Source organism: Bacteroides mediterraneensis, assembly GCF_900128455.1.
Classification (GTDB): domain Bacteria; phylum Bacteroidota; class Bacteroidia; order Bacteroidales; family Bacteroidaceae; genus Phocaeicola; species Phocaeicola mediterraneensis.
On sequence record NZ_LT635783.1, the window covers coordinates 429108 to 454829 of the forward strand.

Genomic DNA, 25722 nt, shown 5'->3' on the forward strand with positions numbered 1-25722 from the left:
CGCCGCAAATTGACTGCGGAATAATTTAATAACAACATACTTAATTTTAAAAACATGATTGTAGTACCAGTAAAAGAAGGCGAAAACATTGAAAAAGCGCTGAAGAAATTCAAAAGAAAATTTGAAAAAACAGGTGTTGTAAAAGAACTGAGAAGCAGACAGCAGTATGACAAACCGTCTGTTTTGAAGAGACTTAAAATGGAACGTGCGATTTACGTTCAGAAAATGCATCAGAACGAAGATTAATAATTTCACGAAACACTTGAATTATTGAATTCTTTTTCATAAATTCGTTGCTGAGAATAAAAGCGATGTCTCTATGTGGAAAGATTCTTTTCTGAAGTATCTTCTTTTCGAAAGGAACTATTCGGAGAAAACGATTATAAGTTACGGAACGGATCTGGACGAATTTGAGGTATATTTCAAAGGAGTGGATGAGGAACTTGATTTCACGAAAGTGGATGCCGATTTAATCCGTGGGTGGGTACTCTCATTGATGGAGGAAGGTTGTGCAGAAACAACGGTGAATAGGAAACTGAGTTCGCTCCGGTCATTTTATCGCTATTTGTTGCGCCAAAAGGTGGTAGCGGTGGACCCGGCCGCAAAAGTGGTAGGTCCGAAGAAAAAGAAGCCATTGCCGGTTTTCTTGAGGGATGAAGATATGGATTCGTTGCTTGAAGAAAATGGATTTGCGCAGACCTTTGAAGGGATTCGTGACAGGACGATGCTGGATGTTTTTTATTCAACTGGTATTCGTCGGGCGGAATTGATTGCTTTAAAGGATGCAGATGTAGATTTTTCTTCCTTGGTGATAAAGGTGACGGGGAAAAGAAATAAACAACGGCTGATTCCTTTTGGGGTTAGGCTGAAAGAGGTGCTGGAGTCTTATCTGGCAGAAAGAAATCGTTTTTATGCAGGTGCGTGTGAGACATTTTTTATCCGAAAACAAGGAGAACCATTGTCTCCATCGTCTGTAAACTATATTGTGAAGCGATACCTATCGAGGGTGGTGACACTGAAGAAGAAAAGCCCACATGTGCTGCGGCATACCTTCGCAACCACGATGCTGAATCATCATGCGGAGCTGGAAGCTGTGAAGGAGCTGTTGGGGCATGAAAGCTTGACTACAACAGAGGTGTACACACATACCACTTTTGAGGAGTTAAAACAAGTTTATGAACAAGCTCATCCTAGAGCGTAAAGAAAAGGAGGTTTTTATGGAAGTAAGAATTCAATCCATTCATTTCGATGCATCTGAAAAATTAGAGGCTTTTATTCAGAAGAAGGCCGAGAAGCTCGAGAAGTTTTGTGACAATATAAAGAAAGTAGAGGTGTCTTTGAAAGTAGTGAAACCTGAAACAGCGATGAATAAGGAGGCTGGTGTGCGTATTTTGGCACTTAATTCAGAGTTTTACGCAGAAAAAGTAAGTGATACATTCGAAGAATCGATAGATGTGTGCATGGATGCACTGTCTAAGCAACTGATGAAAGCCAAAGAAAAACTTCAAGGAAAATAAAAAAAGTTGCGTAAAAGTTTTGTGATTAAAAAATAATATCTAACTTTGCAGCCGCTAAGTCGTGGAAAATAAAGCGGCTGCAAAGTTTTTTAAATCTCGCCTCTTTAGCTCAGTTGGCCAGAGCACGTGATTTGTAATCTCGGGGTCGTTGGTTCGAATCCGACAAGAGGCTCGAAGAAAAAGAGGTGGTGTTAACCATCTAATTTGAGAGTGGGGCAAATACCAGAGTGGCCAAATGGGGCAGACTGTAAATCTGCTGGCTTACGCCTTCGGTGGTTCGAATCCATCTTTGCCCACTTGATTTGCGGAAGTAGCTCAGTTGATAGAGCATTAGCCTTCCAAGCTGAGGGTCGCGGGTTTGAGTCCCGTCTTCCGCTCTCTTTTTTCTTCTTTTGCTGTTATAGCTCAGCGGTAGAGCACTTCCTTGGTAAGGAAGAGGTCCCGGGTTCAAGTCCCGGTAACAGCTCGTGAAATTGTAAAGCTGATTATTAATCAAAATAAATAAGTAAAGCTATGGCTAAAGAGAAATTTGAACGCACCAAACCGCATGTGAACATTGGTACGATTGGTCACGTTGACCACGGTAAAACAACTTTGACTGCTGCTATCACTAAAGTATTGGCAGAAAGAGGTTTCACTAAAGCTGACGAAATCAAGTCTTTCGATCAGATTGATAACGCTCCGGAAGAAAAGGAACGTGGTATTACCATCAATACTTCTCACGTAGAGTATGAAACAGCAAATCGTCACTATGCTCACGTTGACTGTCCGGGACACGCCGACTATGTAAAGAACATGGTTACTGGTGCTGCTCAGATGGATGGTGCGATCATCGTAGTTGCTGCAACTGATGGTCCGATGCCTCAGACTCGTGAACACATCCTGTTGGCTCGTCAGGTAAACGTACCGCGCTTGGTTGTATTCTTGAACAAGTGTGATATGGTTGACGATGAAGAAATGTTGGAACTGGTTGAAATGGAAATGCGCGAATTGCTGTCATTCTATGACTTCGACGGTGACAATACTCCTATCATCCGCGGTTCTGCACTGGGTGCTTTGAACGGTGTGAAAGAATGGGAAGATAAGATTATCGAACTGATGGATGCAGTTGATAACTGGATTCCTCTGCCTCCACGTGATGTTGATAAACCTTTCTTGATGCCGGTTGAAGACGTATTCTCAATCACAGGTCGTGGTACTGTAGCAACAGGACGTATCGAAGCTGGTCGCGTAAAAGTTGGTGACGAAGTTGAAATCTTGGGTCTTGGTGAAGATAAGAAATCAGTTGTAACTGGTGTTGAAATGTTCCGTAAGATTTTGGACGAAGGTGAAGCTGGTGATAACGTAGGTTTGCTGCTTCGTGGTATCGACAAGAATGAAATCAAACGTGGTATGATTCTGTGTCACCCGGGTCAGGTTAAAGCTCACTCTAAATTCAAAGCTGAGGTTTATATCCTGAAGAAAGAAGAAGGTGGTCGTCACACTCCGTTCCACAACAAATATCGTCCTCAGTTCTATCTGCGTACTATGGACTGTACAGGTGAAATCACTTTGCCGGAAGGTACAGATATGGTAATGCCGGGTGATAACGTAACTATCACTGTGGAATTGATTTACCCGGTTGCATTGAACGTAGGTCTGCGCTTCGCTATCCGTGAAGGTGGTCGTACAGTAGGTGCTGGTCAGATTACTGAACTTCTCGACTAATACATCTCTGAATAAATAGTTAATAGTTCCCGGAGTCATTCGGGAACTATTTTTACGGGAATAGCTCAGTTGGTAGAGCATCGGTCTCCAAAACCGAGTGTCGGGAGTTCGAGTCTCTCTTCCCGTGCCAAAATTAAAGGAATATGTTTAAGAAGATAACGAATTATTGTAAGGAATCTTACGACGAACTAGTCCATAAAGTATCATGGCCTACTCGTTCAGAACTTTCTAGCAGTGCAGTGGTTGTTTTAACTGCTTCCCTCCTCATTGCACTCGTCGTTTTTCTAATGGATTCTGCCTTCCAGTTCATCATGGAAGATGTTATCTATCCGCACTAATAAACAGTAAAAAGAATGTCTGAGATTGAAAAGAAATGGTACGTGTTGCGTGCCGTAAGTGGAAAAGAAAGCAAGGTAAAAGAATATCTTGATGCAGACATCAAGCATGGTAACCTTGGCGATTATGTATCTCAGGTGTTGATTCCTACCGAAAAAACATATCAGGTGCGCAATGGTAAGAAAATCGTAAAAGAGAGAACTTACCTTCCTGGTTATGTGCTGGTGGAAGCTGCTTTGGTCGGTGAGGTGGCTCATCATTTGAGAAATACCCCGAACGTAATCGGTTTCCTGGGAGGAATGGATCATCCAGTCCCTCTGAGACAGTCGGAAGTGAATCGTATTCTGGGTACGGTGGATGAACTTCAAGAAGGTGGTGAGGATTTGAATATCCCTTACACCGTTGGAGAAACAGTGAAAGTTAGCGTGGGACCGTTCAGCGGATTCAGTGGACTCATTGAAGAAGTGAATGCGGAAAAACGCAAACTGAAAGTAATGGTCAAAATATTCGGACGGAAAACTCCGTTGGAATTAGGCTTTACGGATGTGGAAAAGGAATAATGCATTTTGTTACGTGCAGTTGTTCCATTCGTTAAATACTTATATAAAAATTACAAAAGAAAATGGCTAAAGAAGTTGCTGGACTAATCAAATTACAGATTAAAGGAGGCGCTGCAAATCCATCACCTCCCGTTGGACCTGCTTTGGGTTCTAAGGGTATTAATATCATGGAATTTTGCAAGCAATTCAACGCCAGAACCCAGGACAAGGCAGGTAAGGTATTACCTGTAATCATTACCTACTACACAGACAAGTCTTTTGATTTCGTAATCAAAACTCCTCCTGTAGCTATTCAGTTGCTTGAGGCTGCCAAAATCAAGAGTGGATCTGCAGAACCGAACCGTAAGAAAGTGGCTGAACTGACTTGGGATCAGATTCGTGCAATCGCTCAGGATAAGATGGTTGACTTGAACTGCTTTACTATCGAATCTGCTATGTCAATGGTAGCAGGAACAGCTAGAAGTATGGGTATCGCTGTAAAAGGTGACTTCCCGGGTAATAACTAATTAACTTCAATTGATAATGGGTAAACTGACAAAAAATCAAAAGTTGGCTGCAGAAAAGATTGAAGCAGGGAAAGCATACTCACTGAAGGAAGCTTCTGAACTGGTAAAGGAAATCACTTTCACTAAGTTTGACGCTTCATTAGATATTGACGTACGTTTAGGTGTAGACCCTCGTAAGGCTAACCAGATGGTAAGAGGTGTGGTATCTCTTCCTCATGGTACAGGTAAACAGGTACGTGTGCTTGTTCTGTGTACACCGGATGCTGAAGCTGCTGCAAAAGAAGCTGGCGCTGACTATGTTGGTCTTGATGAATATATTGAAAAGATCAAAGGTGGATGGACCGATATTGATGTAATCATCACTATGCCGTCTATCATGGGTAAGATTGGTGCGCTGGGTCGTGTGCTCGGTCCTCGTGGATTGATGCCGAACCCGAAAAGCGGTACTGTAACTATGGATGTAGCTAAAGCTGTTAAGGAAGTTAAGCAAGGTAAGATTGACTTTAAGGTTGACAAGAGCGGTATCGTTCATACTTCAATCGGTAAGGTGTCTTTTACTGCTGACCAGATCCGTGAAAATGCGAAAGAATTTATCGCTACTATCATCAAACTGAAACCGACCACAGCTAAAGGTACTTATATTAAGAGTATTTATCTTTCAAGTACTATGAGTAAGGGTATCAAGATTGACCCGAAATCAGTAGACGAAATCTAATAATTAAGGAGGAATCATGAGAAAGGAAGATAAAGGCGTAATTATTGGTCAGTTGGCTGATACCGTAAAGCAATACGGACATTTTTACTTGGTAGACACAACTGCAATGGATGCAGCTGCTACTAGCGACCTTCGTAAGAAATGTTTCAAGGCTGGTATCAAACTGATGGTTGTGAAGAATTCTTTGCTTCACAAAGCTTTGATGAGCTTGGATGTAGACTACTCACCCTTGTTTGATTCTTTGAAGGGTACTACTTCAGTAATGTTTTGCGAAACAGCTAATGTACCGGCAAAACTGTTGAAGGAATATAAGGACAGTGTTCCGACCCTGAAAGCTGCTTATGCAGAAGAAGGATTCTATGTGGGTGCAGACCAGTTGGAAGCTCTCGCAACAATCAAGAGCAAGAACGAAGTTATTGCAGACATTGTGGCTTTGCTGCAGTCTCCTGCAAAGAACGTTATTTCGGCTCTTCAATCAGGTGGCAACACCATTCACGGTGTTCTTCAGACTTTGGCAGAACGTGCAGAATAATGGCACGCTGTGCATAAGTCAAGAAACCAAAACAACTTTAATATTTAAATAGTACAAACAATTAAATTTCATACAAAAATGGCAGATTTGAAAGCTTTTGCAGAACAATTAGTTAACTTGACAGTAAAAGAAGTTAATGAACTTGCAACTATCCTTAAAGAAGAATATGGTATTGAACCTGCTGCTGCAGCTGTAGCTGTTGCTGCTGGTCCTGCTGCTGCTGGTGCAGCTGCTGCTGAAGAAAAAACTTCATTCGATGTAGTTTTGAAGAGCGCAGGTGCTGCTAAACTGCAGGTTGTTAAGGCAGTGAAAGAAGCTTGTGGTCTTGGCTTGAAAGAAGCAAAAGACTTGGTTGACGGTGCTCCTAGCACAGTAAAAGAAGGTTTGGCTAAAGACGAAGCTGAATCTTTGAAGAAAACTTTGGAAGAAGCTGGAGCTGAAGTTGAACTTAAATAAGATTATCCTGTAAATCAGGTAGTTCGGTTAAGAGTCCTCTGTAAAGAGGATTCTTAACCTTTTTGCGTCTATATTAAGTTCACTAGGTTTCAATTGTCGGAACTGTGAGAGTTCCCCGACTGTAATTATCCTAGGTTTTACATTTTAAACTCCATACAGATGTCTTCAGAAACTCAAAATCAACGAATTAATTTTGCTTCTATCAAGAATCCGATGCAGTATCCGGATTTTCTGGAAGTACAGTTGAAGTCATTTCAGGACTTCTTACAATTAGATACCCCACCCGAAAAGCGAAAGAACGACGGTTTGTATAAGGTATTTGCGGAAAATTTCCCGATTGCAGATACACGCAACAACTTCGTGCTCGAGTTCCTTGACTACTATATCGATCCGCCTCACTATACCATCGACGACTGTCTGGAACGTGGATTGACTTATAGTGTTCCCTTGAAAGCTAAACTGAAGCTTTATTGTACCGACCCCGATCACGAAGATTTTGATACAGTGATTCAGGATGTGTATCTGGGTCCTATCCCTTATATGACTCCGAAAGGCACTTTCGTCATTAACGGTGCAGAGCGTGTTGTAGTATCTCAGCTCCATCGTTCACCGGGTGTATTCTTTGGACAAAGCATCCATGCGAATGGAACAAAATTGTATTCTGCCCGAATTATCCCATTCAAAGGATCTTGGATTGAGTTTGCTACGGATATCAACAATGTGATGTATGCGTACATCGACCGTAAGAAGAAGCTTCCGGTAACTACGTTGTTGAGAGCTGTAGGATTTGAAAATGACAAGGACATCCTTGAAATATTCAACTTGGCTGAGGATGTAAAGGTCAATAAGACGAACCTGAAGAAAATCATCGGACGTAAATTGGCTGCCCGTGTATTGAAGACATGGACGGAAGATTTTGTGGATGAAGATACTGGTGAAGTAGTTTCTATTGAACGTAACGAGGTGGTTATCGACCGTGAGACGGTCATTGAACCTGAACACATCGACTTGATCATTGAATCGGGTGTACAGAATATCCTCGTTCACAATGAAGAGGCAAATGCTTCCGACTATTCAATTATTTTCAACACTCTGCAGAAAGACCCGAGTAACTCGGAAAAAGAAGCGGTGCTGTATATCTACCGTCAGTTGCGTAATGCAGACCCTGCAGATGATGCAAGTGCACGTGAGGTAATCAACAACCTGTTCTTTTCTGAAAAACGTTATGACTTGGGTGATGTGGGTCGTTACCGGATCAACAAGAAGTTGAATCTGGATACTCCGATGGATGTCAGAGTGTTGACAAAACAAGATATTATTGAGATTATCAAATATCTCATCGAGTTGATTAACTCAAAGGCAGACGTGGATGATATTGACCACTTGAGCAACCGTCGTGTTCGTACGGTGGGTGAGCAGTTATCAAATCAGTTCGCTATCGGTCTGGCTCGTATGTCTCGTACGATTCGTGAACGTATGAATGTACGCGATAACGAAGTATTCACTCCGATTGACTTGATCAATGCGAAGACAATTTCGTCTGTCATCAATTCATTCTTCGGTACCAACGCCTTGTCACAGTTCATGGACCAGACCAACCCGCTGGCTGAAATTACGCACAAACGCCGTTTGTCTGCCTTGGGTCCTGGTGGTTTGTCACGTGACCGTGCCGGTTTCGAGGTGCGAGACGTACACTACACTCACTATGGTCGTCTGTGTCCGATTGAAACTCCTGAAGGTCCGAACATCGGTTTGATTTCTTCTTTGTGTGTCTATGCAAAAATCAATGAACTGGGATTCATTGTGACTCCTTACCGTAAGGTGAAGGACGGAGTAGTAGATTTGTCAAATGAAGGCATTGAATATCTTTCTGCAGAGGAAGAGGAAGACAAAATCATTGCGCAGGGTAATGCACCGTTGAACGATGACGGTACATTCATCCGCGATAAAGTAAAGGCTCGCCGCGATGCCGATTATCCGGTGGTTACACCTGACCAGGTAGAACTTATGGACGTGGCTCCTCAGCAGATTGCTTCTATCGCCGCTTCTTTGATTCCGTTCTTGGAACACGATGACGCGAACCGTGCATTGATGGGTTCTAACATGATGCGTCAGGCAGTTCCTTTGTTGAAGACAGAAGCTCCGATTGTTGGTACAGGTATCGAAAAACAGTTGTGTGAAGATTCACGTACGCAGATTGCCGCTGAAGGTGACGGTGTGGTAGATTTCGTAGATGCAACGACAATCCGTATTCTGTATGACCGTACGGAAGATGAAGAATTTGTAAGCTTTGAACCGGCGTTGAAGGAATATCGTATTCCGAAATTCCGTAAGACTAACCAGAGCATGACCATCGACTTGCGCCCAATCTGTAACAAGGGACAGCGCGTGAAGAAGGGAGATATCCTGACCGAAGGTTATTCTACTGCGAACGGTGAACTGGCTTTGGGTAAGAACTTGCTGGTTGCTTACATGCCGTGGAAGGGCTACAACTACGAGGATGCCATCGTATTGAACGAACGTGTGGTACGTGAGGATATCCTGACTTCTGTACACGTGGATGAATATATCCTGGAAGTACGTGAAACCAAACGTGGTATGGAAGAGCTGACTTCTGATATTCCGAATGTCAGCGAAGAAGCTACCAAAGATTTGGATGAAAACGGTATTGTACGTGTGGGTGCTCGTATCGAACCGGGTGACATCTTGATTGGTAAGATTACTCCGAAGGGTGAATCAGATCCTTCTCCGGAAGAGAAACTGTTGCGCGCCATCTTTGGTGACAAGGCTGGCGACGTGAAGGATGCTTCTCTGAAGGCTTCTCCGTCACTGCGTGGTGTGGTTATCGGCAAGAAACTGTATTCACGTGTAATCAAGACACGCAGTGAAAAGAATGCAGACAAGGCAATCCTGCCGAAACTGAATGAAGAATTTGAAGAAAAAGCTGCGGCTCTGAAGACTATCCTGATTGACAAGTTGTTGGTTTTGACTGCCGACAAGGTTTCTCAGGGTGTGAAAGATTATCTGGGAACAGAAGTCATTGCCAAAGGAGCCAAGTTTACTAAATATGATCTGGAGTCATTGGATTACACTGTGATTCAGTTGAGCAAATGGACAGCAGATGCGCACAAGAACGACATGATCCGTGACCTTATCATGAATTATTTGAAGAAATACAAGGAGCTGGATGCCGAACTGAAGCGTAAGAAGTTCGCGTTGACTATCGGTGACGAACTGCCTTCAGGTATTATTCAGATGGCGAAGGTTTACATCGCCAAGAAACGTAAGATTGGTGTCGGTGATAAGATGGCCGGTCGTCACGGTAACAAGGGTATCGTTTCACGTGTAGTGCGTCAGGAAGACATGCCGTTCTTGGCTGACGGTACTCCGGTAGATATCGTATTGAATCCGTTGGGTGTGCCTTCTCGTATGAACATCGGTCAGATTTTCGAAGCTGTATTGGGACGTGCCGGAAAAGAATTGGGCGTGAAGTTTGCTACTCCTATCTTCGATGGTGCTACCTTGGAAGATTTGGATAAATGGACAGACAAAGCCGGATTGCCACGTTATTGCAAGACTTATTTGTATGATGGTGGTACAGGTGAACAGTTCGACCAGCCGGCTACGGTAGGTGTGACTTACATGTTGAAACTGGGTCACATGGTTGAAGACAAGATGCACGCCCGTTCAATCGGTCCGTACTCTTTGATTACGCAGCAGCCGCTTGGTGGTAAAGCTCAGTTCGGTGGTCAGCGTTTCGGAGAAATGGAGGTTTGGGCCATCGAAGCCTTCGGTGCGGCTCATGTACTTCAGGAAATCCTGACAATCAAGTCGGATGACGTGGTTGGACGTTCTAAGGCATACGAAGCAATTGTGAAAGGTGAGCCGATGCCTACACCGGGCATTCCTGAATCTCTCAACGTATTGTTGCACGAACTTAGAGGTCTGTGCTTGAGCATTACGCTGGAATAACTTTTTCAACTGAAGAATGGGGTATCGACTCCCATTCTTCCTGATTAAATTCTTCATTATCATAAAATAGAAAGTATGGCTTTTAGAAAAGATACTAAGATAAAAAGTAATTTCTCAAAGATTACGATCGGTCTGGCATCACCCGAAGAGATTCTGGAAAATTCTTATGGCGAGGTGTTGAAACCGGAAACCATCAACTACCGTACCTATAAACCGGAGCGTGACGGCTTGTTCTGTGAACGTATCTTCGGTCCGGTAAAGGACTATGAGTGCCATTGTGGTAAGTACAAGCGTATTCGCTACAAAGGTATCGTCTGCGACCGATGCGGTGTGGAAGTAACGGAAAAGAAAGTTCGCCGTGAACGTAGCGGACATATCCAGCTGGTAGTGCCGGTGGCTCACATCTGGTATTTCCGTTCTCTGCCGAATAAGATTGGTTATCTGTTGGGCTTGCCGACCAAGAAACTGGATGCAATTATTTACTACGAACGCTACGTCGTTATCCAGCCGGGTGTGAAGGCTGAAGACGGAGTAAGCAAATACGACTTGTTGTCTGAAGAAGAATATCTGGACATCATGGATACACTTCCAAAGGACAACCAGTATCTGGAAGACAGCGACCCGAACAAGTTCATCGCCAAGATGGGTGCAGAAGCTATCTACGACTTGTTGGTAGGACTGGATTTGGATGCGTTGTCATACGAATTGCGTCACAAAGCAAACAGCGATTCTTCTCAGCAGCGTAAGAACGAGGCCTTGAAACGTTTGCAGGTAGTGGAATCTTTCCGTGCTTCACGTGGCCGCAACAAACCGGAATGGATGATTGTACGTATCGTGCCGGTTATCCCGCCCGAACTTCGTCCGTTGGTTCCGCTGGATGGTGGACGTTTCGCCACTTCCGACTTGAACGATTTGTATCGTCGTGTGATTATCCGTAACAATCGTCTGAAACGACTGATTGAAATCAAGGCTCCGGAAGTAATCTTGCGTAATGAAAAACGTATGCTTCAGGAAGCTGTCGATTCATTGTTCGACAACTCTCGTAAGTCGAGTGCAGTGAAGACAGATGCCAACCGTCCGTTGAAATCTTTGTCAGACAGCTTGAAAGGTAAGCAAGGACGTTTCCGTCAGAATCTGTTGGGTAAGCGTGTCGACTATTCAGCCCGTTCCGTAATCGTCGTAGGTCCGGAACTGAAGATGGGTGAATGCGGTATTCCGAAACTGATGGCTGCCGAATTGTACAAGCCGTTCATCATCCGCAAGCTGATTGAACGTGGTATCGTGAAGACCGTGAAATCTGCAAAGAAGATTGTAGACCGCAAGGAACCTGTGATTTGGGATATTCTGGAACACGTAATGAAAGGTCATCCGGTATTGCTGAACCGTGCGCCGACATTGCATCGTCTGGGTATTCAGGCTTTCCAGCCGAAGATGATCGAAGGAAAAGCTATCCAGTTGCACCCGTTGGCTTGTACCGCATTCAACGCCGACTTCGATGGTGACCAGATGGCCGTACACTTGCCGTTGAGTAATGAGGCTGTATTGGAAGCTCAGATGCTGATGTTGCAGTCACACAATATTCTGAACCCGGCCAACGGTGCGCCTATCACCGTGCCTGCACAGGATATGGTTTTGGGATTGTATTATATTACCAAACTGCGTAAGGGTGCCAAAGGTGAAGGTTTGATTTTCTACGGACCGGAAGAAGCGATGATTGCTTACAACGAAGGAAAGGTAGATATCCACGCCATCATCAGTGTGGTTGCCAATGACTTGGATGAAAACGGCAACATCGTGAAGAAGATGATCAAGGAAACCTCTGTAGGTCGTGTGATTGTCAACGAACTGGTTCCTGATGAATGTGGTTATTTGAATACCATCATTTCCAAGAAATCTTTGCGTGACATCATCAGCAACGTAATCAAGGCTGTGGGTGTGGCTCGTGCTTGCGAATTCTTGGATGGAATCAAGAACTTGGGTTACAAGAAAGCATTCGAAGGTGGTCTGTCATTCAACTTGGGTGATATTATTATCCCGAAGGAGAAAGAGGAACTGGTAAAACGTGGTAACGAAGAAATCGAACAAATCATGATGAACTATAACATGGGATTCATCACCGATAACGAACGTTACAATCAGGTAATTGATACTTGGACACACGTAAACAGTGACTTGTCAGACATTCTATATAAAACAATTAAGAACGACGACCAGGGATTCAACTCTGTATTTATGATGCTGGATTCCGGAGCCCGTGGTTCTAAGGAACAGATTCGTCAGTTGTCTGGTATGCGTGGTTTGATGGCCAAGCCGCAGAAAGCCGGTGCCGAAGGTGCTCAGATTATTGAAAACCCGATTCTTTCTAACTTTAAGGAAGGTCTTTCGGTGTTGGAGTACTTTATCTCAACCCACGGTGCTCGTAAGGGTCTTGCCGATACCGCGTTGAAGACAGCCGATGCCGGATACCTGACTCGTCGATTGGTAGACGTTTCTCACGACGTCATCATCAACGAAGAAGACTGTGGTACATTGCGTGGTCTGGTTTGTACAGCGTTGAAGAACAACGATGAAGTAATCGCTACGTTGTACGAACGTATCTTGGGCCGTGTATCTGTACACGATATCATTCACCCGACTACTGGTAAGCTGATTGTAGCTGCCGGTGAAGAAATCACGGAAAGCATTGCGGAAGAAATCGAAAATTCTCCGATTGAAAGCGTAGAAATCCGTTCCGTATTGACTTGTGAGTCTAAGAAGGGTGTATGTGCGAAATGTTACGGACGTAACTTGGCTACCAGCCGTATGGTGCAGAAAGGTGAGGCTGTCGGCGTAATCGCTGCGCAGTCAATCGGTGAACCGGGTACTCAGCTGACTCTGCGTACATTCCACGCCGGTGGTATCGCCGGTAACATGGCAGCCAATGCAAGTATCGTAGCGAAGAACGATGCACGTCTGGAATTCGAAGAATTGCGTACAGTAGATGCTGTAGAAGAAACAGGCGAACCAGTGAAGATTGTCGTAGGCCGTTTGGCAGAAGTTCGTTTCGTAGATGTCAATACGGGTATCGTATTGTCTACACACAACGTACCTTACGGTTCTAAACTGTATGCTTCAGACGGTGAAGTCGTAGAAAAGGGCAAGCTGATTGCGAAGTGGGACCCGTTCAACGCCGTTATCGTGACGGAAGCTGCCGGTAAGATTGACTTTGAATCTGTGATTGAGAATGTCACTTACAAGGTAGAATCCGATGAAGCTACCGGTTTGCGTGAAATCATCATCACTGAGTCTAAGGATAAGAACAAGATTCCTTCATTGCACATCTTGGATGAAAATGGTGGAATCATCCGTACATACAACTTGCCGGTAGGTGGTCACGTAGTGGTTGAAGACAAGCAGACCGTGAAAGCGGGTGATATTCTGGTGAAGATTCCGCGTGCCGTTGGTAAGGCAGGTGATATCACCGGTGGTCTTCCGCGAGTAACCGAGCTGTTCGAAGCCCGTAACCCGTCTAACCCTGCAGTCGTATCTGAAATCGACGGTGAGGTGACAATGGGTAAGATTAAACGTGGTAACCGTGAAATCATCGTGACTTCCAAGACAGGCGATGTACGCAAGTACTTGGTTGCATTGTCCAAGCAGATTCTGGTTCAGGAAAACGACTACGTACGTGCCGGAACTCCGTTGTCGGATGGTGCCATCACTCCTGCCGATATCCTGGCCATCAAAGGTCCTACAGCCGTTCAGGAATATATCGTAAATGAAATTCAGGACGTGTACCGTCTGCAGGGTGTGAAGATCAACGATAAGCACTTCGAAATCATCGTTCGTCAGATGATGCGTAAGGTACAGATTGACGAGCCGGGTGATACCCGCTTCCTGGAACAGCAGGTAGTTGACCGCATTGAATTCAATGAAGAAAACGACCGTATCTGGGGCAAGAAAGTGGTAGTAGATGCCGGTGACTCTCAGAACCTGCAACCGGGACAGATTGTCACAGCCCGCAAGCTCCGCGATGAAAACAGTATGTTGAAGCGTCGCGACCTGAAACTGGTGGAAGTACGTGATGCAGTTCCTGCTACTTCTACTCAGATTCTGCAGGGTATCACACGTGCCGCATTGCAGACTTCAAGCTTCATGTCGGCTGCTTCCTTCCAGGAAACAACGAAGGTATTGAACGAAGCTGCTATCAACGGTAAGGTGGACAAGCTGGAAGGTATGAAGGAGAACGTAATCTGCGGTCACCTGATTCCGGCTGGTACCGGTCAGCGTGAGTTTGAAAAGATTGTGGTAGGTTCTAAAGAAGAATACGACCGCATCTTGGCCAACAAGAAGAACGTGTTGGACTATAGCGAAGTTGAATAACTCAACCGAATATAAAAAGAAAAGAGGCTGTCTCAAATTGAAATATAATTTGAGATGGCCTTTTTTGTGTCTGCAAAAAAAATCGGGCAAGCCCCAACTTCGCTCAGTCAGGACTTGCCCGTCTCCCTAATTTTTTGTATCTTAGGGAATCAAGCAATATATCCCAAAGATAATGTTTAAAAACTATACCTCCAACGATAATCTGCTTTTACCTCCGTGTTTAGGCGATTTTATTCCCCAGAACGACCCGGTCCGGGTTGTTCACCGTATCATTGAACAGATCAGCCTGGAAGAACTTTACCGCAAGTACTCCGTCAAAGGCTGTCCGGCCTACCATCCCCGCATGATGCTGCAGATTCTGGTATATGCCTATCTGCGCAACATCTATTCCAGCCGCCGCATCGAAGAGTTTTGCCGCAATGACATCCGCTTCATGTGGCTGACCGGCAATGTGACTCCTGACCACAACACCATCAACCGTTTCCGCAGCAGTCGGCTGAAGGATGTGCTCAAGACCGTCTTCGCCACCATCGTGAAGTTCCTCGTGGCGGAGGGCTTTGTAAGTCTGGACGTGGCCTGCACCGACGGGACGAAGATGGAAGCAAACGCCAACCGTTATACGTTCGTCTGGGGCAAGTCCATCCACACCCGCATCTCCAGAATCGCGGAACAGCTTGAGGAAATATGGCGGTACGCCGAGTCCGTCACCAAGCAGGAGTTGCGCGACTCCGCTCCCGTCACTTACCAGGACATCACCCCCGAGAAGGTGGAAAGGGCGCTGGAGCAGATACATGAAGCCTTGGAGGGAACGGATGCGGACCGGAAAGTGAAGGCCAAGGTTCGGCGCGTGAGGAAGGCATGGCCCGAACAGCTGAAGAAATATGAATCCCAGGGAAAGATTCTCGATGGGCGCAACAGCTACTCCAAGACAGACCCCGACGCCACGTTCATGCGGATGAAGGAGGACCACATGAGGAACGGGCAGCTCAAGCCCGGATACAACCCGCAGGTCAGTACCAACAGACAGTTCATCCTGAACTATACCCTCCACCAGTGTGCCGGTGACACCTCCACCTATCCCCTGCACATGGAAGACTTCCATTCCCTGTACGGCAGATATCCTGACGTGTCCGTCTGTGACGCCGGATACGGAAGCGAGGAGAACTACCTGTACGCCTTCAGGCATGGCATTGAAACCTTCATAAAGTACAGCTATTTCCACAAGGAACAGAAAAGGAGCTTCAGGAATGACCCGTTCCTGTCTGCCAACTTTTACTATAATGAAGAAACCGACGGGATGTACTGTCCGATGGGACAGAGGATGAAAAGACTCTCCGATGTAAAGCGGACGACGGACAACGGTTTTGTACAGACCATCTCAAGGTACAGGGCCCGGAACTGCAAGGGCTGCCCGTTAAGATGCCGGTGTCACAGAAGCCGGTCGGAAAGGATTGTGCAGGTAAACCACAGGCTGAGGAAAATCAAGGAAAGGGAACGTGAGAAACTCCTTTCTGCGGAAGGTCTTAAATACCGGAGCCAGCGGCCGCAGGATGTGGAAGCCGTATTTGGAAACCTCAAGAACAACAAGCACTTCAAGAGGTTCCATCTCCGTGGACTGAAGAAGGTGGAAATTGAATTTGGCCTGCTGGCCATAGCGCATAATCTTGCAAAAGTAGCCTCTTAGGAGGCTTCTGACCAAGAAAAAACCGTTTAAAGCGATGAAATCTGTAGAAAGAAACTTGTAAATTCCTTTTTTTGAGAAAAATCCAAACGACTTCAGTCTGATATGAAACGACAGAGGCCATCTCAATTCATTTTGAGACAGCCTCTTTTTTTATGCTTGTCATCCTGCGTCAGCGGTTTCGTTTCCTTTTCCAGAAGAGCCGGATAAAACGCCCTCCGGTGGCAATGAGCGCCAGAGAGAGTCCAGTATAGAACACGGCGATGAAACTTTCCGGCAACAAATGTGCCTTGCGGATGGTGACGCCCATCCCAATCATGAACGCCATGACAATCCACCCCTTCATATCGAAGAAAGAGAAGGGACAATGCCTTTCCCGCTTTCCCGAAGTGATACGCTGCGTATGCTTGCGGTAGAGCTTGTGGAAAACCATGCAGAAGAACAGCAGGAACACCAGACTGGCCTCACAGACCTTCAGGAGCCAGTAGTGCGTGTCCGTAATCCAGCAGGAGACGCCAATTTGCAGAATATTGAGGCCCGCTACCAGCCACACCACGCCAGCCGTCAGCAACAGGGTATTGGAAGAAACTCCGTACTTCATCTTAGCTTAGAACCATTTGATTTTCCGGAAAATGACGAATGCGGCTGCCGACAAGAGAATCGAGAAGCAGACAATCAGGGCAAACGCATGGGGCAAGCCTTCGATGTGAATATCCACGTTCATACCGTAGAAACTGGCAATCAGCGTAGGCACCATCAGGATGATGGAGAGACTGGTCATACGTTTCATGATGGTGTTCACGTTGTTGGAGATAATGGACGCGAAGGCATCCATCGTACCCGTGAGGATGTCACTGTAGATGTTCACCTGGTTGTGAGCCTGTTTCAGTTCGATGAGCACGTCGTCGGTCAGTTCCGCGTTCTGGTAATCCTGTTCATTAAAAATGTTCTGCAGCTTGCCTATCATGACCTCATTGCCACGGATGGACGTGTTGAAGTACACCAGACTCTTCTGCAGGTTCATCAACCGGAGCAAGTCTTCGTTACGGATACTCCGCTCCAGTTCCTTTTCCGCACAGTTCACTTCATTGTTAATCTGTTTCAGGTATTTCAGGAACCACACGGCCGAAGAGTAAATCAGCCGCAGAATCAGTTCGTATTTGTTGGGCACGTTGATGCCCTTGCGCTGCGTATGTTCAATGAAGTCGGGCAGCATCTCCGTAGAGTAGTAGCACACCGAAATCACCAGTTCATTGTTCGTGATGATGCCGATGGGCACCGTGACATAAGGCACCTTCGAATCGGGCGTCTGCATGGGGATACGCAAGATGGTCAGCAGCCAGTTGCCTTCCGTATCCGTACGCGGCCTTTCGTCCGTATCGGCGATATCGTTCAAGAAAGATCGGGGAACTTTCAATTCATCTTGCAGGAAGCGGAAATCCGACTCATCGGGACATTCCACATTAATCCAGCAGTTGGGCTGCCAGTTCGTTTTTTCTACGAAACCTGCTTCACAAAAAAGATACTTTCTCATGTTTCTGCTCCTTTCCTTCGTTTTAAGCCCGGAGGAGCATCTTCAGAGTAAGGTACAATCTACTCACGACACTCCTTCAGGAAGTGGTTAAAATAATGATAATACGTTCGCGAGTAAGAATCGTCCATATCGTTTCGTTTTAGGGTATAAAAAAAGTTCGTTTTTAGCAAACGAACTCTCAAGCTCTTCAGGTTGGACTTGAACCAACGACCCTCTGATTAACAGTCAGATGCTCTAACCGACTGAGCTACTGAAGAAAGTTTAAACATGTTTTCCTAAAAAGGAGCTCTTCAGGTTGGACTTGAACCAACGACCCTCTGATTAACAGTCAGATGCTCTAACCGACTGAGCTACTGAAGAAGGTTCAAACATGTTTTTTCAAAAAAGGAGCTCTTCAGGTTGGACTTGAACCAACGACCCTCTGATTAACAGTCAGATGCTCTAACCGACTGAGCTACTGAAGAAGGTTTTTCCTTAATTGCGCTGCAAAGGTAGTAGGATATTTTGAATTATGCAATATCTTTGCAAAAAAAATAAAGCAAAATGGATAAAATATTAGGAATGGGCAATGCGTTGGTAGATGTTTTGGTGAGAATTGATGACGATTCTTTATTGGAGAAGCTCCATCTGCCCAAAGGAAGCATGCAGTTGATACAGGAAGATACGCTGGCTGAGATACGTAAATCCACTGCCGGCATGAAGATACACCGGGCCACGGGCGGTTCGGCCAGCAACACGGTAAGTGCCTTGGCCGCCCTGGGGGCCACTCCCGGATTTATCGGGAAAATCGGAAAGGACGAGACCGGACAGTTCTTCGACGACACCCTCCGGCAGCGGGGAGTGAAAACCGCGCTGAAAACCTGCGATCTGCCTTCCGGCATAGCCTCCACGTTCATCTCGCCCGACGGGGAACGCACGTTCGGCACCTATCTGGGAGCAGCTGCCACCTTGCATGCCGACGACCTGTCGCGCGATATGTTTACCGGTTATGATTATCTCTATATCGAAGGCTATCTGCTGCAAGACCACGACCTGATGCTGCGGGCCATGCAGCTGGCCAAGGAAGAAGGTCTTCAGGTATGTCTCGACATGGCCAGCTACAATGTGGTGGAAGCCGAGTGCGACTTCTTTGACCATCTGATTGTGAAATACGTAGACATCGTGTTTGCCAATGAGAGCGAGGCACGGGCCTATACAGGCAAGGAACCCCACGAAGCCTTGGAAGAAATCGCCTCCAAGTGCAGCATTGCCGTGGTGAAGACCGGGAAAGAAGGCTCCCTCGTGAAGAAAGGCACCGAAGTCATCCAGCTGCTGTCGTGTCCGATTGAGGGCGTGGTGGATACCACCGGCGCCGGCGATTTCTATGCCGCCGGTTTCATGTACGGCCTGACCTGCGGCTATTCGCTGGAAAAATGCGTGCAAATCAGCACCATCCTGGCCACGGCCGTGATTCAGGAGGTAGGCACCACCCTGCCCGGAAAGAAATGGGACGAAATTAAGTTAAATATTGACGCACTTCTGCAAGTCTGACCGGAATAATGTGTTTATTTGCAGGAAGAAATAAATTGAAAACAAACGACGTATGAATGCAAGAAAAATGCTGGCCGGAGCCTTCATTGTGATGCTGGGCATGGGGATGACCAGTTTCAAGGAAGACGACCGCAATTTTCAGATATCGAAAAATCTGGACATTTTCAACTCCATTTTCAAGGAACTGGACATGTTCTATGTCGATACCGTGAATGCCGAAAAAATGATTCAGACCGGGGTGGAAGGCATGCTTTCGCTGACCGATCCCTATACGGAATACTATCCTGAAGAAGAGGTGAGCAGCCTCAAGGAGATGACGACCGGAAAATACGGGGGCATCGGAGCGGCCATCCGCTACTATGAAGCCAAAGACCGCATCGCGGTGGTAGAGCCTACCGAGGGCATGCCGGCAGCTGAGGCTGGCGTGAAGGCGGGCGACATCATCCTCTCGGTGGGAGGAAAGGAGATGGTGCGCGGCAACATGAAGCCCCAGGAGTTTTCTTCGAAAGTGAGCGAAGCCCTGCGTGGAGAGCCGGGCACCTCGTTCGTGCTGAAAGTGCTGCGCCCGTTGAAGAACGACAGCACGGTGATGGAATTCAAGCTCACCCGTAAGAACATCCGTACCAATCCCGTGCCCTATTACGGCATGGTGAAAGACAGCATCGGCTATCTGGCCCTGTCCAGCTTCACCGAAAATTCAGCCAAGGACTTCAAGAAAGCCTTCATCGAACTGAAACAGAAAGGCGCCAAGTCGCTGATTATCGACCTGCGCGACAACGGAGGAGGTTCCTTGTCGGAAGCGGTAGACATCGTCAATCTTTACGTGCCGAAGGGACAGGAGATTGTGGTGACCAAAGGCAAGCTGCGTCAGGCACAGGGTTCCTACAAGACCCAGAACGAGCCGGTCGACACCCAGATTCCGCTGGCCATCCTGGTGAACGGTTCCACGGCTTCGGCTTCTGAAATCGTGAGCGGTTCGTTGCAGGATTTGGACCGCGCGGTGATTATCGGTACGCGCACCTTCGGAAAAGGACTGGTACAGACCATCCGTCCGTTGCCCTACAACGGTACGCTGAAAGTGACTACCTCCAAATATTATATTCCCAGCGGACGTTGCATCCAAGCCATCGACTATGCCAAGAAGAACGCCGATGGTTCCGTAGCCCGTACGCCCGACAGTCTGACCACCGTATTCCACACTGCCGCCGGACGTGAGGTACGCGACGGGGGAGGTATCCGTCCCGACATCGAAGTGAAGGGCGACAAGATTCCGAACATCGTATTCTATCTGATGAACGACGACCTGATTTTCGATTACGCCACCCAATATTGCTGGGATCATCCCACACTGGCTTCGGTAGACGAGTTCAAGTTGACCGATGCCGACTATGAGGCGTTCAAGAAACTGGTGAAGTCGCGTAATTTCACCTACGACCGCCAGAGCGAAAAGCTGTTGAAGAGCCTGAAGGAAGTGGCTGAGTTCGAGGGCTACATGACCGAAGCATCCGAAGAGTTCAAGGCCCTGGAGAAGAAACTCAACCACAACCTGGACCGAGACTTGGACTATTTCGCCAAACCGATTAAGGAATATCTTTCACAGGAAATCGTGACCCGCTATTTCTACCAGCGTGGAGCCGTGATGGAACGGTTGAAAGATGATACTGACCTGGAGAAAGCCATCGAAGTTTTGCAGAATCCCGTCCGTTACCGGGAAATTCTTTCGGCACCGGTAAAGACAGACGAACCGGCCAAGAAGGAAGAACCGAAGAAATAAGGCCTCAGAAGGGCTTCTGGAGGGCCTTCAGGCAAGGCCCGGAAAACGCAAGGACGTTTTGTTTCAAACGCAAGTGCATTTGGAGTAAAACGTCCTTGCGTTTTGATTGAAACGTCCTTGCGTTTTGGAGAAAACGTAAAGGCGTTTGAGTTGAAACGCTTCGGCGTTTTTATTTGTCTCATGTACAGTTTGTTCCATACTAAACTTTTTAAAAAAACTCACATTAGTTTATCAAAGAAGATTTGTTGTATTTTTGTAGAAAATATATGACGTATGGAAAGTTCGAAAACAGCCACAACTATACAAGAACAGATTGAGACTTTAAGGGAAAGAGGTATGAGTATTGACGATGAAGGGAAAGCCATTGAGAATCTTTCTGACATCGGTTATTATCGGTTAGGTTTTTATTGGTTTCCCTTTGAGAAAACATATCCACGAAAGGAACGAAGAGATCATACATTCAAAGAGGGAACAAATTTTGATTATGTCATAAAGCTTTATTACTTTGATTTTGATTTGAGAAACCTTTTCTTGCGTTATATAAGTAGAATTGAAATAAATTTCAGGACTACTTTAATTTATATGATTTCGAATAAGTACAAGGACGATTCATTCTGGTACATCAATCCAAAGGTATTAAAGCAGGACTTTATTGATAGTGACCTTTTTCAGAAGTCCATTAAAGATGTGAATAGCGAGCCTGTGATAAAACAGGATTTAAAAACGCATAAAAGAAAATATGCTCCTGCATGGAAAGCTATTGAATATATGAGTTTTGGTGTTGTCATTTCCATATATGATAATCTACTGGATGGTGGTTTGAAACATGGTATTTCAGTTGCTTATGGAATGCAGTCTCCATCTCAGTTTTCAAATTATATCAATACAGTGCGTAGACTCAGGAATTATTGTGCTCATGGAAAAGTTCTTTTTGACATGACACTTCCCGAAGCAATCAGCAATGGACCTCTGGGGTATTTAGGTAATCAAAAGAACATATTGGTTGGTGCCTATAAGGTATTTTGTTACTTCTTGGGCAGAATATCACAAAATAGAGTTACAGAGATGAAATCGGAGTTGTTAAAGGCATTTAATCGTGTCACATATCCAACTGTGAAGGATATCATATATAACAACTCTGGATTCAGGCCAAATGATTTATAAGTTAATTTTTGGTGGCAAAAGAAATTCTTTTTATCTTTGTCCCAGATAAAGTGCACTTGTCAGCTATAGGCTTTCATACTGCACTATAAAAGGAACTGATAAGGGACTGCCCTATAGGGTAGTCCTTTTTTTATGGTTACAAGACAATTTTATCTCTTTCAGTTTATAAGTAGAGTTAGCCAATTTCCCAGTGAACGGTAATCTCTGAAAAGGATATAAACTCAGTTATTGACCATAAGTATAAGCCCTGTACCTCTTTTGGTGACAATCTCTATATGAGGGTCTTCCGCAAACAGCTTTCTTAATTTGGTGATGAACACATCGAGGCTGCGTGAGGCAAAATAATCCTTGTCAGTATTCCAGAAACGGCCCAAAATGGTCTCTCTTGTTACCACATCACCTTTATTTTGCGCGAGCAACTGTAAAATCTGAGCTTCTCTTACGGTAAGATCCGTTTTATCGCCCGATTCGTGATTATAGAGTGTGGCATGTTCGGCATCCAGCGTATAATGGCCGAACTTGCACAATCCTTCTTCGTTGCGGGTCTTACTTCCTTCCTTCATTTTCAGGATGGCGTGCAGATGTGCATCCAGTTCATCGGGGATGAACGGTTTCTTCACGTAATTATTGACGCCGATATCATATCCTTTCCTGACATCCTTGGGAGAGGTAAGTGCGGAAGCGAAAAGGATGGGGGTATCCACGTCGGTTGCCCGTATGCGCCGCACCATTTCAAAGCCATCCATCACCGGCATATCAATGTCGGAGATGATGATGTCGGGGCGATGTGCCTTCCAGGCTTCCAATCCCTCTTCCCCATTACAAGCGGTAATCACCTCATATCCCCCGATGATGTCCTGGAGGCCGGACTGTACGATGTATGACAGATTCTTGTCGTCTTCTACCAATAACAGTTTTATCATTGTTTTTGCAATTATGAAACAAATGTATGGAAATATGTGGAATATACGGCATCTCAGAAACAGATTTTGTGTATATCGTCAGTCTTTACTTGTGAAACGCTTTGTCAGCCATTTTGCATCGGGTTCTTATCTTCAGCCAGCGGCAGATAGATTGTGAATTCCGTGAACTCACCTTCTATGCTGGAGACAAATATTTTTCCGTGATGTGCTTCAACCACCTGATCAACGAAATTCAGTCCGAGTCCGAAACCGGAAGCACCATTCCGGCGGTTACGCTTAACGGCTGATGCACGTTCATACTTTCGGAAAATAAGATGAATATCTTTATCGGAAATTCCAAAACCATTGTCATGAACTTTTAGTACGGTATATCTGTCATCCCGTGCTGTGCTTATTCTTATCTCTACGCTCTCACCCGAATATTTTATGGAATTGTCTATGAGGTTGCTTAGTACCTCTTCCAGATATTCAGCATCGGCATAGGCAGTTTCGGCTTTTATATCTGTAATGAAATTCACCGTCTTTTGCGATTTTGCCTTGAACTTCTCGGTCAGTTTCTCTATTATAGGAGTAAGCTCAACTTCTGTCTTGTTCATCTCCAGTTTATGGTTCTCCAGTTTGGATATGGTCAGCACTTTATTTGTGAGGGTAAGCAGATGGTCTGCTTCGTTCTCGGCAATGTCGAAATATTTGTCCTTCATTTCCTGCCTGTTGTCAAGCTTACCACTTCTGAGGAAATTCAGTGCCATGATGATGGAAGTAAGCGGTGTTTTCATATCGTGTATCATGGCGTATGAGAAGTCTTCGCGAATCTGGAAAATCTTCTCGAATCGTGAAATGAATCTTACCTGATAGCTGATGCAGACGATTACGAGCAGCACGATGATGAATGTGCCGGCAAGCATCAGGCCCATACGCTTGAAAATATAAATATAAGGATTTAATAATACCAACTGTACTCCTTGTGACAAATCTGTTTTTATAGGAATGATTTTAGAATTCAATCTGTCGTCTAAATCAGCTTGATTTTCAGAAGTACTTTTTATGATAGTATCATTCTTAATGTCAATAATATTTATATAATGATTATTACTTATGTCCTTGTCTTTCAGAAATATTTCTACTAAAGAATCCATTCTGTTGATTGACATTTCAATGCCAATATCTTGTATGCCTTCATACAGATATGTTATTGAAGGTATGGAATCACTTTCAGGACCGGCTAATATTTCTGTACCTTCAGGAATTTCCTTACAGGCTAAATTCGTTTCTTCTCTTAGAGCTTTCTCAAATACTTCAGAACTTACTTTGAGCAAATCGTTTCTTATCAGTTCATACGAATTATATATCCATATCATCTGCAGAGCCATAGCACCGATAAGACCTACGACAGACAGTATGGTAATGAATAATATGTTTTTCTTACGTTTTGAAGTCTCCATATATGATATTATATGACTTTTTAATGGTTTTTCAATGCAAATATAATAATTGGGTTATGAACATAAATCGAAACACTGAAGTATTAACGTAAAGATAACATAGGGATAACTTAATGTTTGCCGATGCTTGGTTACCTTTGCAACAGTAAAACAAAGGAAGGCTTGAAAAGCATTTAATATAAATGGAGATTTTCATCCAGTGGAGAAGTGGAAAGTTCAATACAGATTTTTGTTAAGATTATCATTAAAAAAAGTAGGATATGGATATAAAAAGAATCGTAAATAGCAATAGCTTGTATGATAAAAAATAAGAAACTGAAATATACACTGTTTATATTGTCTATTCTTATTTCAATATTAAGTATGGTTTTACGATAAAACTACATTAAAAATAATCAAGATGAAAACATCAGATAAACAAATTAATAAAGAATCAGTTCAGCGGAAGGCATTGATTTCATACGGAAGAGGGCCTGAAGGTGAGGAAGTGATGATAGACATCACGGAGCCTAAACGGATAAATGTAAAAATCATTGTGGCCTTCGTTATTATCCTGCCAGTGATGATGTGGCTGTTTTCTGTCATTTATGGAATTGACAGTCTGAATGTCACATCAGAGAATTATTTCAGTAAAGGCCGGTATGTAATATTCTCCAGTGTGCTTTGTGGTATTTTATTGAACTGGTTAATTCAGGCCATCGTTTATATTATAATCAATCCTCGGTCATATAGTAAATTTGCAGTAATACATAATAAGCGAAACCATACCATACGTTTTTTTTATAAAGGAGATATGAGAATAATTCATTTCCGTATAGCTAATATTCTTGCGCATTGGGTATGTGGATATATCCCTTTGTTGTTGGGCTTTATTATAGGGGATATTTCTATATGTTACTTTGGTCTTTTGTCAATCATGTTCTTCTTTGATGAAACCAGTCTTGTATGGAGACTGCGCCGTTACAGCGGACAAACTTTGTGCAGTTATAAATCAGATGAAGAATAACCAAG

At 44.8% G+C, this 25722-nt stretch carries 21 protein-coding genes and 8 tRNA genes; 22 read left to right on the forward strand and 7 right to left on the reverse strand.

What is annotated here, in order from left to right; all coding sequences use genetic code 11:
- Positions 1-54: 54 nt before the first annotated feature.
- The 18 genes from rpsU (at position 55) to BQ7480_RS01845 (ending at position 16347) form a co-directional block, all read left to right on the forward strand.
- Complete coding sequence (rpsU, locus tag BQ7480_RS01760; RefSeq protein ID WP_022353311.1) at positions 55-246, forward strand: 30S ribosomal protein S21; 192 nt, start codon at positions 55-57, stop codon at positions 244-246.
- Positions 247-319: 73 nt separating this feature from the next.
- Positions 320-1201 (forward strand): tyrosine-type recombinase/integrase, encoded by an 882-nt coding sequence (locus BQ7480_RS01765; RefSeq protein WP_072541479.1) that lies wholly within the window; start codon positions 320-322, stop codon positions 1199-1201.
- 16 nt (positions 1202-1217) lie between these two features.
- Positions 1218-1517: a ribosome hibernation-promoting factor, HPF/YfiA family gene (gene hpf, locus BQ7480_RS01770; RefSeq protein ID WP_072543848.1), complete on the forward strand. Its 300-nt coding sequence runs from the start codon at positions 1218-1220 to the stop codon at positions 1515-1517.
- A 98-nt stretch (positions 1518-1615) separates the two neighbouring features.
- A tRNA-Thr gene (locus BQ7480_RS01775) sits at positions 1616-1689 on the forward strand.
- 41 nt (positions 1690-1730) lie between these two features.
- Positions 1731-1813 (forward strand) — tRNA-Tyr (locus BQ7480_RS01780).
- Between the two features lie 8 nt (positions 1814-1821).
- Positions 1822-1894: transfer RNA gene (locus BQ7480_RS01785), tRNA-Gly, on the forward strand.
- 17 nt (positions 1895-1911) lie between these two features.
- A tRNA-Thr gene (locus BQ7480_RS01790) sits at positions 1912-1983 on the forward strand.
- Between the two features lie 47 nt (positions 1984-2030).
- A complete protein-coding gene (tuf, locus tag BQ7480_RS01795) occupies positions 2031-3224 on the forward strand; it encodes an elongation factor Tu (protein WP_072541480.1) in 1194 nt (397 codons plus the stop codon).
- A 54-nt stretch (positions 3225-3278) separates the two neighbouring features.
- A tRNA-Trp gene (locus tag BQ7480_RS01800) sits at positions 3279-3354 on the forward strand.
- A gap of 13 nt (positions 3355-3367) precedes the next feature.
- Entirely contained in the window at positions 3368-3562 is a 195-nt protein-coding gene (gene secE, locus BQ7480_RS01805; protein ID WP_072541481.1) for a preprotein translocase subunit SecE, read from the forward strand.
- A 15-nt stretch (positions 3563-3577) separates the two neighbouring features.
- On the forward strand, positions 3578-4120 hold the full coding sequence (gene nusG, locus BQ7480_RS01810; RefSeq protein ID WP_072541482.1) for a transcription termination/antitermination protein NusG: 543 nt from the start codon (positions 3578-3580) through the stop codon (positions 4118-4120).
- Positions 4121-4182: 62 nt separating this feature from the next.
- A complete protein-coding gene (rplK, locus tag BQ7480_RS01815) occupies positions 4183-4626 on the forward strand; it encodes a 50S ribosomal protein L11 (protein WP_007564157.1) in 444 nt (147 codons plus the stop codon).
- Between the two features lie 16 nt (positions 4627-4642).
- Positions 4643-5341 (forward strand): 50S ribosomal protein L1, encoded by a 699-nt coding sequence (rplA, locus tag BQ7480_RS01820; RefSeq protein ID WP_072541483.1) that lies wholly within the window; start codon positions 4643-4645, stop codon positions 5339-5341.
- Between the two features lie 16 nt (positions 5342-5357).
- Positions 5358-5873: a 50S ribosomal protein L10 gene (gene rplJ, locus BQ7480_RS01825; protein WP_022354976.1), complete on the forward strand. Its 516-nt coding sequence runs from the start codon at positions 5358-5360 to the stop codon at positions 5871-5873.
- 78 nt (positions 5874-5951) lie between these two features.
- Positions 5952-6329, forward strand: coding sequence for a 50S ribosomal protein L7/L12 (gene rplL, locus BQ7480_RS01830; RefSeq protein ID WP_007564160.1), 378 nt, complete (start codon positions 5952-5954; stop codon positions 6327-6329).
- 159 nt (positions 6330-6488) lie between these two features.
- On the forward strand, positions 6489-10301 hold the full coding sequence (gene rpoB, locus BQ7480_RS01835) for a DNA-directed RNA polymerase subunit beta (RefSeq protein ID WP_072541484.1): 3813 nt from the start codon (positions 6489-6491) through the stop codon (positions 10299-10301).
- Between the two features lie 75 nt (positions 10302-10376).
- The gene (rpoC, locus tag BQ7480_RS01840; RefSeq protein WP_072541485.1) at positions 10377-14663 is read left to right on the forward strand and encodes a DNA-directed RNA polymerase subunit beta'; all 4287 of its coding nucleotides are present in this window, start codon (positions 10377-10379) and stop codon (positions 14661-14663) included.
- Between the two features lie 172 nt (positions 14664-14835).
- On the forward strand, positions 14836-16347 hold the full coding sequence (locus BQ7480_RS01845; RefSeq protein WP_083581734.1) for an IS1182 family transposase: 1512 nt from the start codon (positions 14836-14838) through the stop codon (positions 16345-16347).
- A 169-nt stretch (positions 16348-16516) separates the two neighbouring features.
- On the opposite strand, the gene BQ7480_RS01850 is transcribed toward BQ7480_RS01845, so the two are convergent.
- The 5 genes from BQ7480_RS01850 to BQ7480_RS01870 all read right to left on the reverse strand — a co-directional run bounded on the left by BQ7480_RS01850 (position 16517) and on the right by BQ7480_RS01870 (position 18342).
- On the reverse strand, positions 16517-16945 hold the full coding sequence (locus BQ7480_RS01850; protein ID WP_072541487.1) for a hypothetical protein: 429 nt from the start codon (positions 16943-16945) through the stop codon (positions 16517-16519).
- 6 nt (positions 16946-16951) lie between these two features.
- Positions 16952-17878 carry a magnesium transporter CorA family protein gene (locus BQ7480_RS01855; protein ID WP_022354972.1) on the reverse strand — a complete coding sequence of 309 codons (927 nt, stop codon included), beginning with the start codon at positions 17876-17878 and terminating at the stop codon, positions 16952-16954.
- A gap of 183 nt (positions 17879-18061) precedes the next feature.
- A tRNA-Asn gene (locus tag BQ7480_RS01860) sits at positions 18062-18135 on the reverse strand.
- Positions 18136-18164: 29 nt separating this feature from the next.
- Positions 18165-18238: transfer RNA gene (locus BQ7480_RS01865), tRNA-Asn, on the reverse strand.
- Between the two features lie 30 nt (positions 18239-18268).
- Positions 18269-18342, reverse strand: a tRNA-Asn gene (locus BQ7480_RS01870).
- Positions 18343-18421: 79 nt separating this feature from the next.
- Between BQ7480_RS01870 and BQ7480_RS01875 the strand changes: the two genes are divergently transcribed.
- The 3 genes from BQ7480_RS01875 to BQ7480_RS01885 all read left to right on the forward strand — a co-directional run bounded on the left by BQ7480_RS01875 (position 18422) and on the right by BQ7480_RS01885 (position 22346).
- Positions 18422-19408 (forward strand): adenosine kinase, encoded by a 987-nt coding sequence (locus tag BQ7480_RS01875; RefSeq protein WP_072541488.1) that lies wholly within the window; start codon positions 18422-18424, stop codon positions 19406-19408.
- A 52-nt stretch (positions 19409-19460) separates the two neighbouring features.
- Complete coding sequence (locus tag BQ7480_RS01880) at positions 19461-21182, forward strand: S41 family peptidase (protein WP_210436318.1); 1722 nt, start codon at positions 19461-19463, stop codon at positions 21180-21182.
- A gap of 273 nt (positions 21183-21455) precedes the next feature.
- A complete protein-coding gene (locus tag BQ7480_RS01885; protein ID WP_072541489.1) occupies positions 21456-22346 on the forward strand; it encodes an Abi family protein in 891 nt (296 codons plus the stop codon).
- Between the two features lie 221 nt (positions 22347-22567).
- Here BQ7480_RS01885 and BQ7480_RS01890 read toward each other — a convergent pair whose 3' ends face one another.
- Both BQ7480_RS01890 and BQ7480_RS18095 read right to left on the reverse strand, forming a co-directional pair.
- Positions 22568-23269: a response regulator transcription factor gene (locus BQ7480_RS01890; protein ID WP_022354969.1), complete on the reverse strand. Its 702-nt coding sequence runs from the start codon at positions 23267-23269 to the stop codon at positions 22568-22570.
- Between the two features lie 104 nt (positions 23270-23373).
- Complete coding sequence (locus BQ7480_RS18095) at positions 23374-24240, reverse strand: sensor histidine kinase (RefSeq protein ID WP_235816623.1); 867 nt, start codon at positions 24238-24240, stop codon at positions 23374-23376.
- Between the two features lie 871 nt (positions 24241-25111).
- Here BQ7480_RS18095 and BQ7480_RS01900 point away from each other — a divergent pair.
- Complete coding sequence (locus BQ7480_RS01900) at positions 25112-25717, forward strand: hypothetical protein (protein ID WP_072541491.1); 606 nt, start codon at positions 25112-25114, stop codon at positions 25715-25717.
- The last annotated feature ends 5 nt before the right edge of the window (positions 25718-25722 follow it).

Coding starts and splice junctions, on each gene's coding strand:
- rpoB (WP_072541484.1), top strand. CDS start 6,489: ATGTCTTCAGAAACTCAAAATCAACGAATTAATTTTGCTTCTATCAAG.
- BQ7480_RS01890 (WP_022354969.1), bottom strand. CDS start 23,269: ATGATAAAACTGTTATTGGTAGAAGACGACAAGAATCTGTCATACATC.
- rpoC (WP_072541485.1), top strand. CDS start 10,377: ATGGCTTTTAGAAAAGATACTAAGATAAAAAGTAATTTCTCAAAGATT.
- BQ7480_RS01765 (WP_072541479.1), top strand. CDS start 320: ATGTGGAAAGATTCTTTTCTGAAGTATCTTCTTTTCGAAAGGAACTAT.
- BQ7480_RS01850 (WP_072541487.1), bottom strand. CDS start 16,945: ATGAAGTACGGAGTTTCTTCCAATACCCTGTTGCTGACGGCTGGCGTG.
- BQ7480_RS01845 (WP_083581734.1), top strand. CDS start 14,836: ATGTTTAAAAACTATACCTCCAACGATAATCTGCTTTTACCTCCGTGT.
- rplJ (WP_022354976.1), top strand. CDS start 5,358: ATGAGAAAGGAAGATAAAGGCGTAATTATTGGTCAGTTGGCTGATACC.
- rplA (WP_072541483.1), top strand. CDS start 4,643: ATGGGTAAACTGACAAAAAATCAAAAGTTGGCTGCAGAAAAGATTGAA.
- hpf (WP_072543848.1), top strand. CDS start 1,218: ATGGAAGTAAGAATTCAATCCATTCATTTCGATGCATCTGAAAAATTA.
- rpsU (WP_022353311.1), top strand. CDS start 55: ATGATTGTAGTACCAGTAAAAGAAGGCGAAAACATTGAAAAAGCGCTG.
- nusG (WP_072541482.1), top strand. CDS start 3,578: ATGTCTGAGATTGAAAAGAAATGGTACGTGTTGCGTGCCGTAAGTGGA.
- rplL (WP_007564160.1), top strand. CDS start 5,952: ATGGCAGATTTGAAAGCTTTTGCAGAACAATTAGTTAACTTGACAGTA.
- secE (WP_072541481.1), top strand. CDS start 3,368: ATGTTTAAGAAGATAACGAATTATTGTAAGGAATCTTACGACGAACTA.
- BQ7480_RS01875 (WP_072541488.1), top strand. CDS start 18,422: ATGGATAAAATATTAGGAATGGGCAATGCGTTGGTAGATGTTTTGGTG.
- BQ7480_RS01855 (WP_022354972.1), bottom strand. CDS start 17,878: ATGAGAAAGTATCTTTTTTGTGAAGCAGGTTTCGTAGAAAAAACGAAC.
- BQ7480_RS01885 (WP_072541489.1), top strand. CDS start 21,456: ATGGAAAGTTCGAAAACAGCCACAACTATACAAGAACAGATTGAGACT.
- BQ7480_RS01900 (WP_072541491.1), top strand. CDS start 25,112: ATGAAAACATCAGATAAACAAATTAATAAAGAATCAGTTCAGCGGAAG.
- tuf (WP_072541480.1), top strand. CDS start 2,031: ATGGCTAAAGAGAAATTTGAACGCACCAAACCGCATGTGAACATTGGT.
- BQ7480_RS01880 (WP_210436318.1), top strand. CDS start 19,461: ATGAATGCAAGAAAAATGCTGGCCGGAGCCTTCATTGTGATGCTGGGC.
- rplK (WP_007564157.1), top strand. CDS start 4,183: ATGGCTAAAGAAGTTGCTGGACTAATCAAATTACAGATTAAAGGAGGC.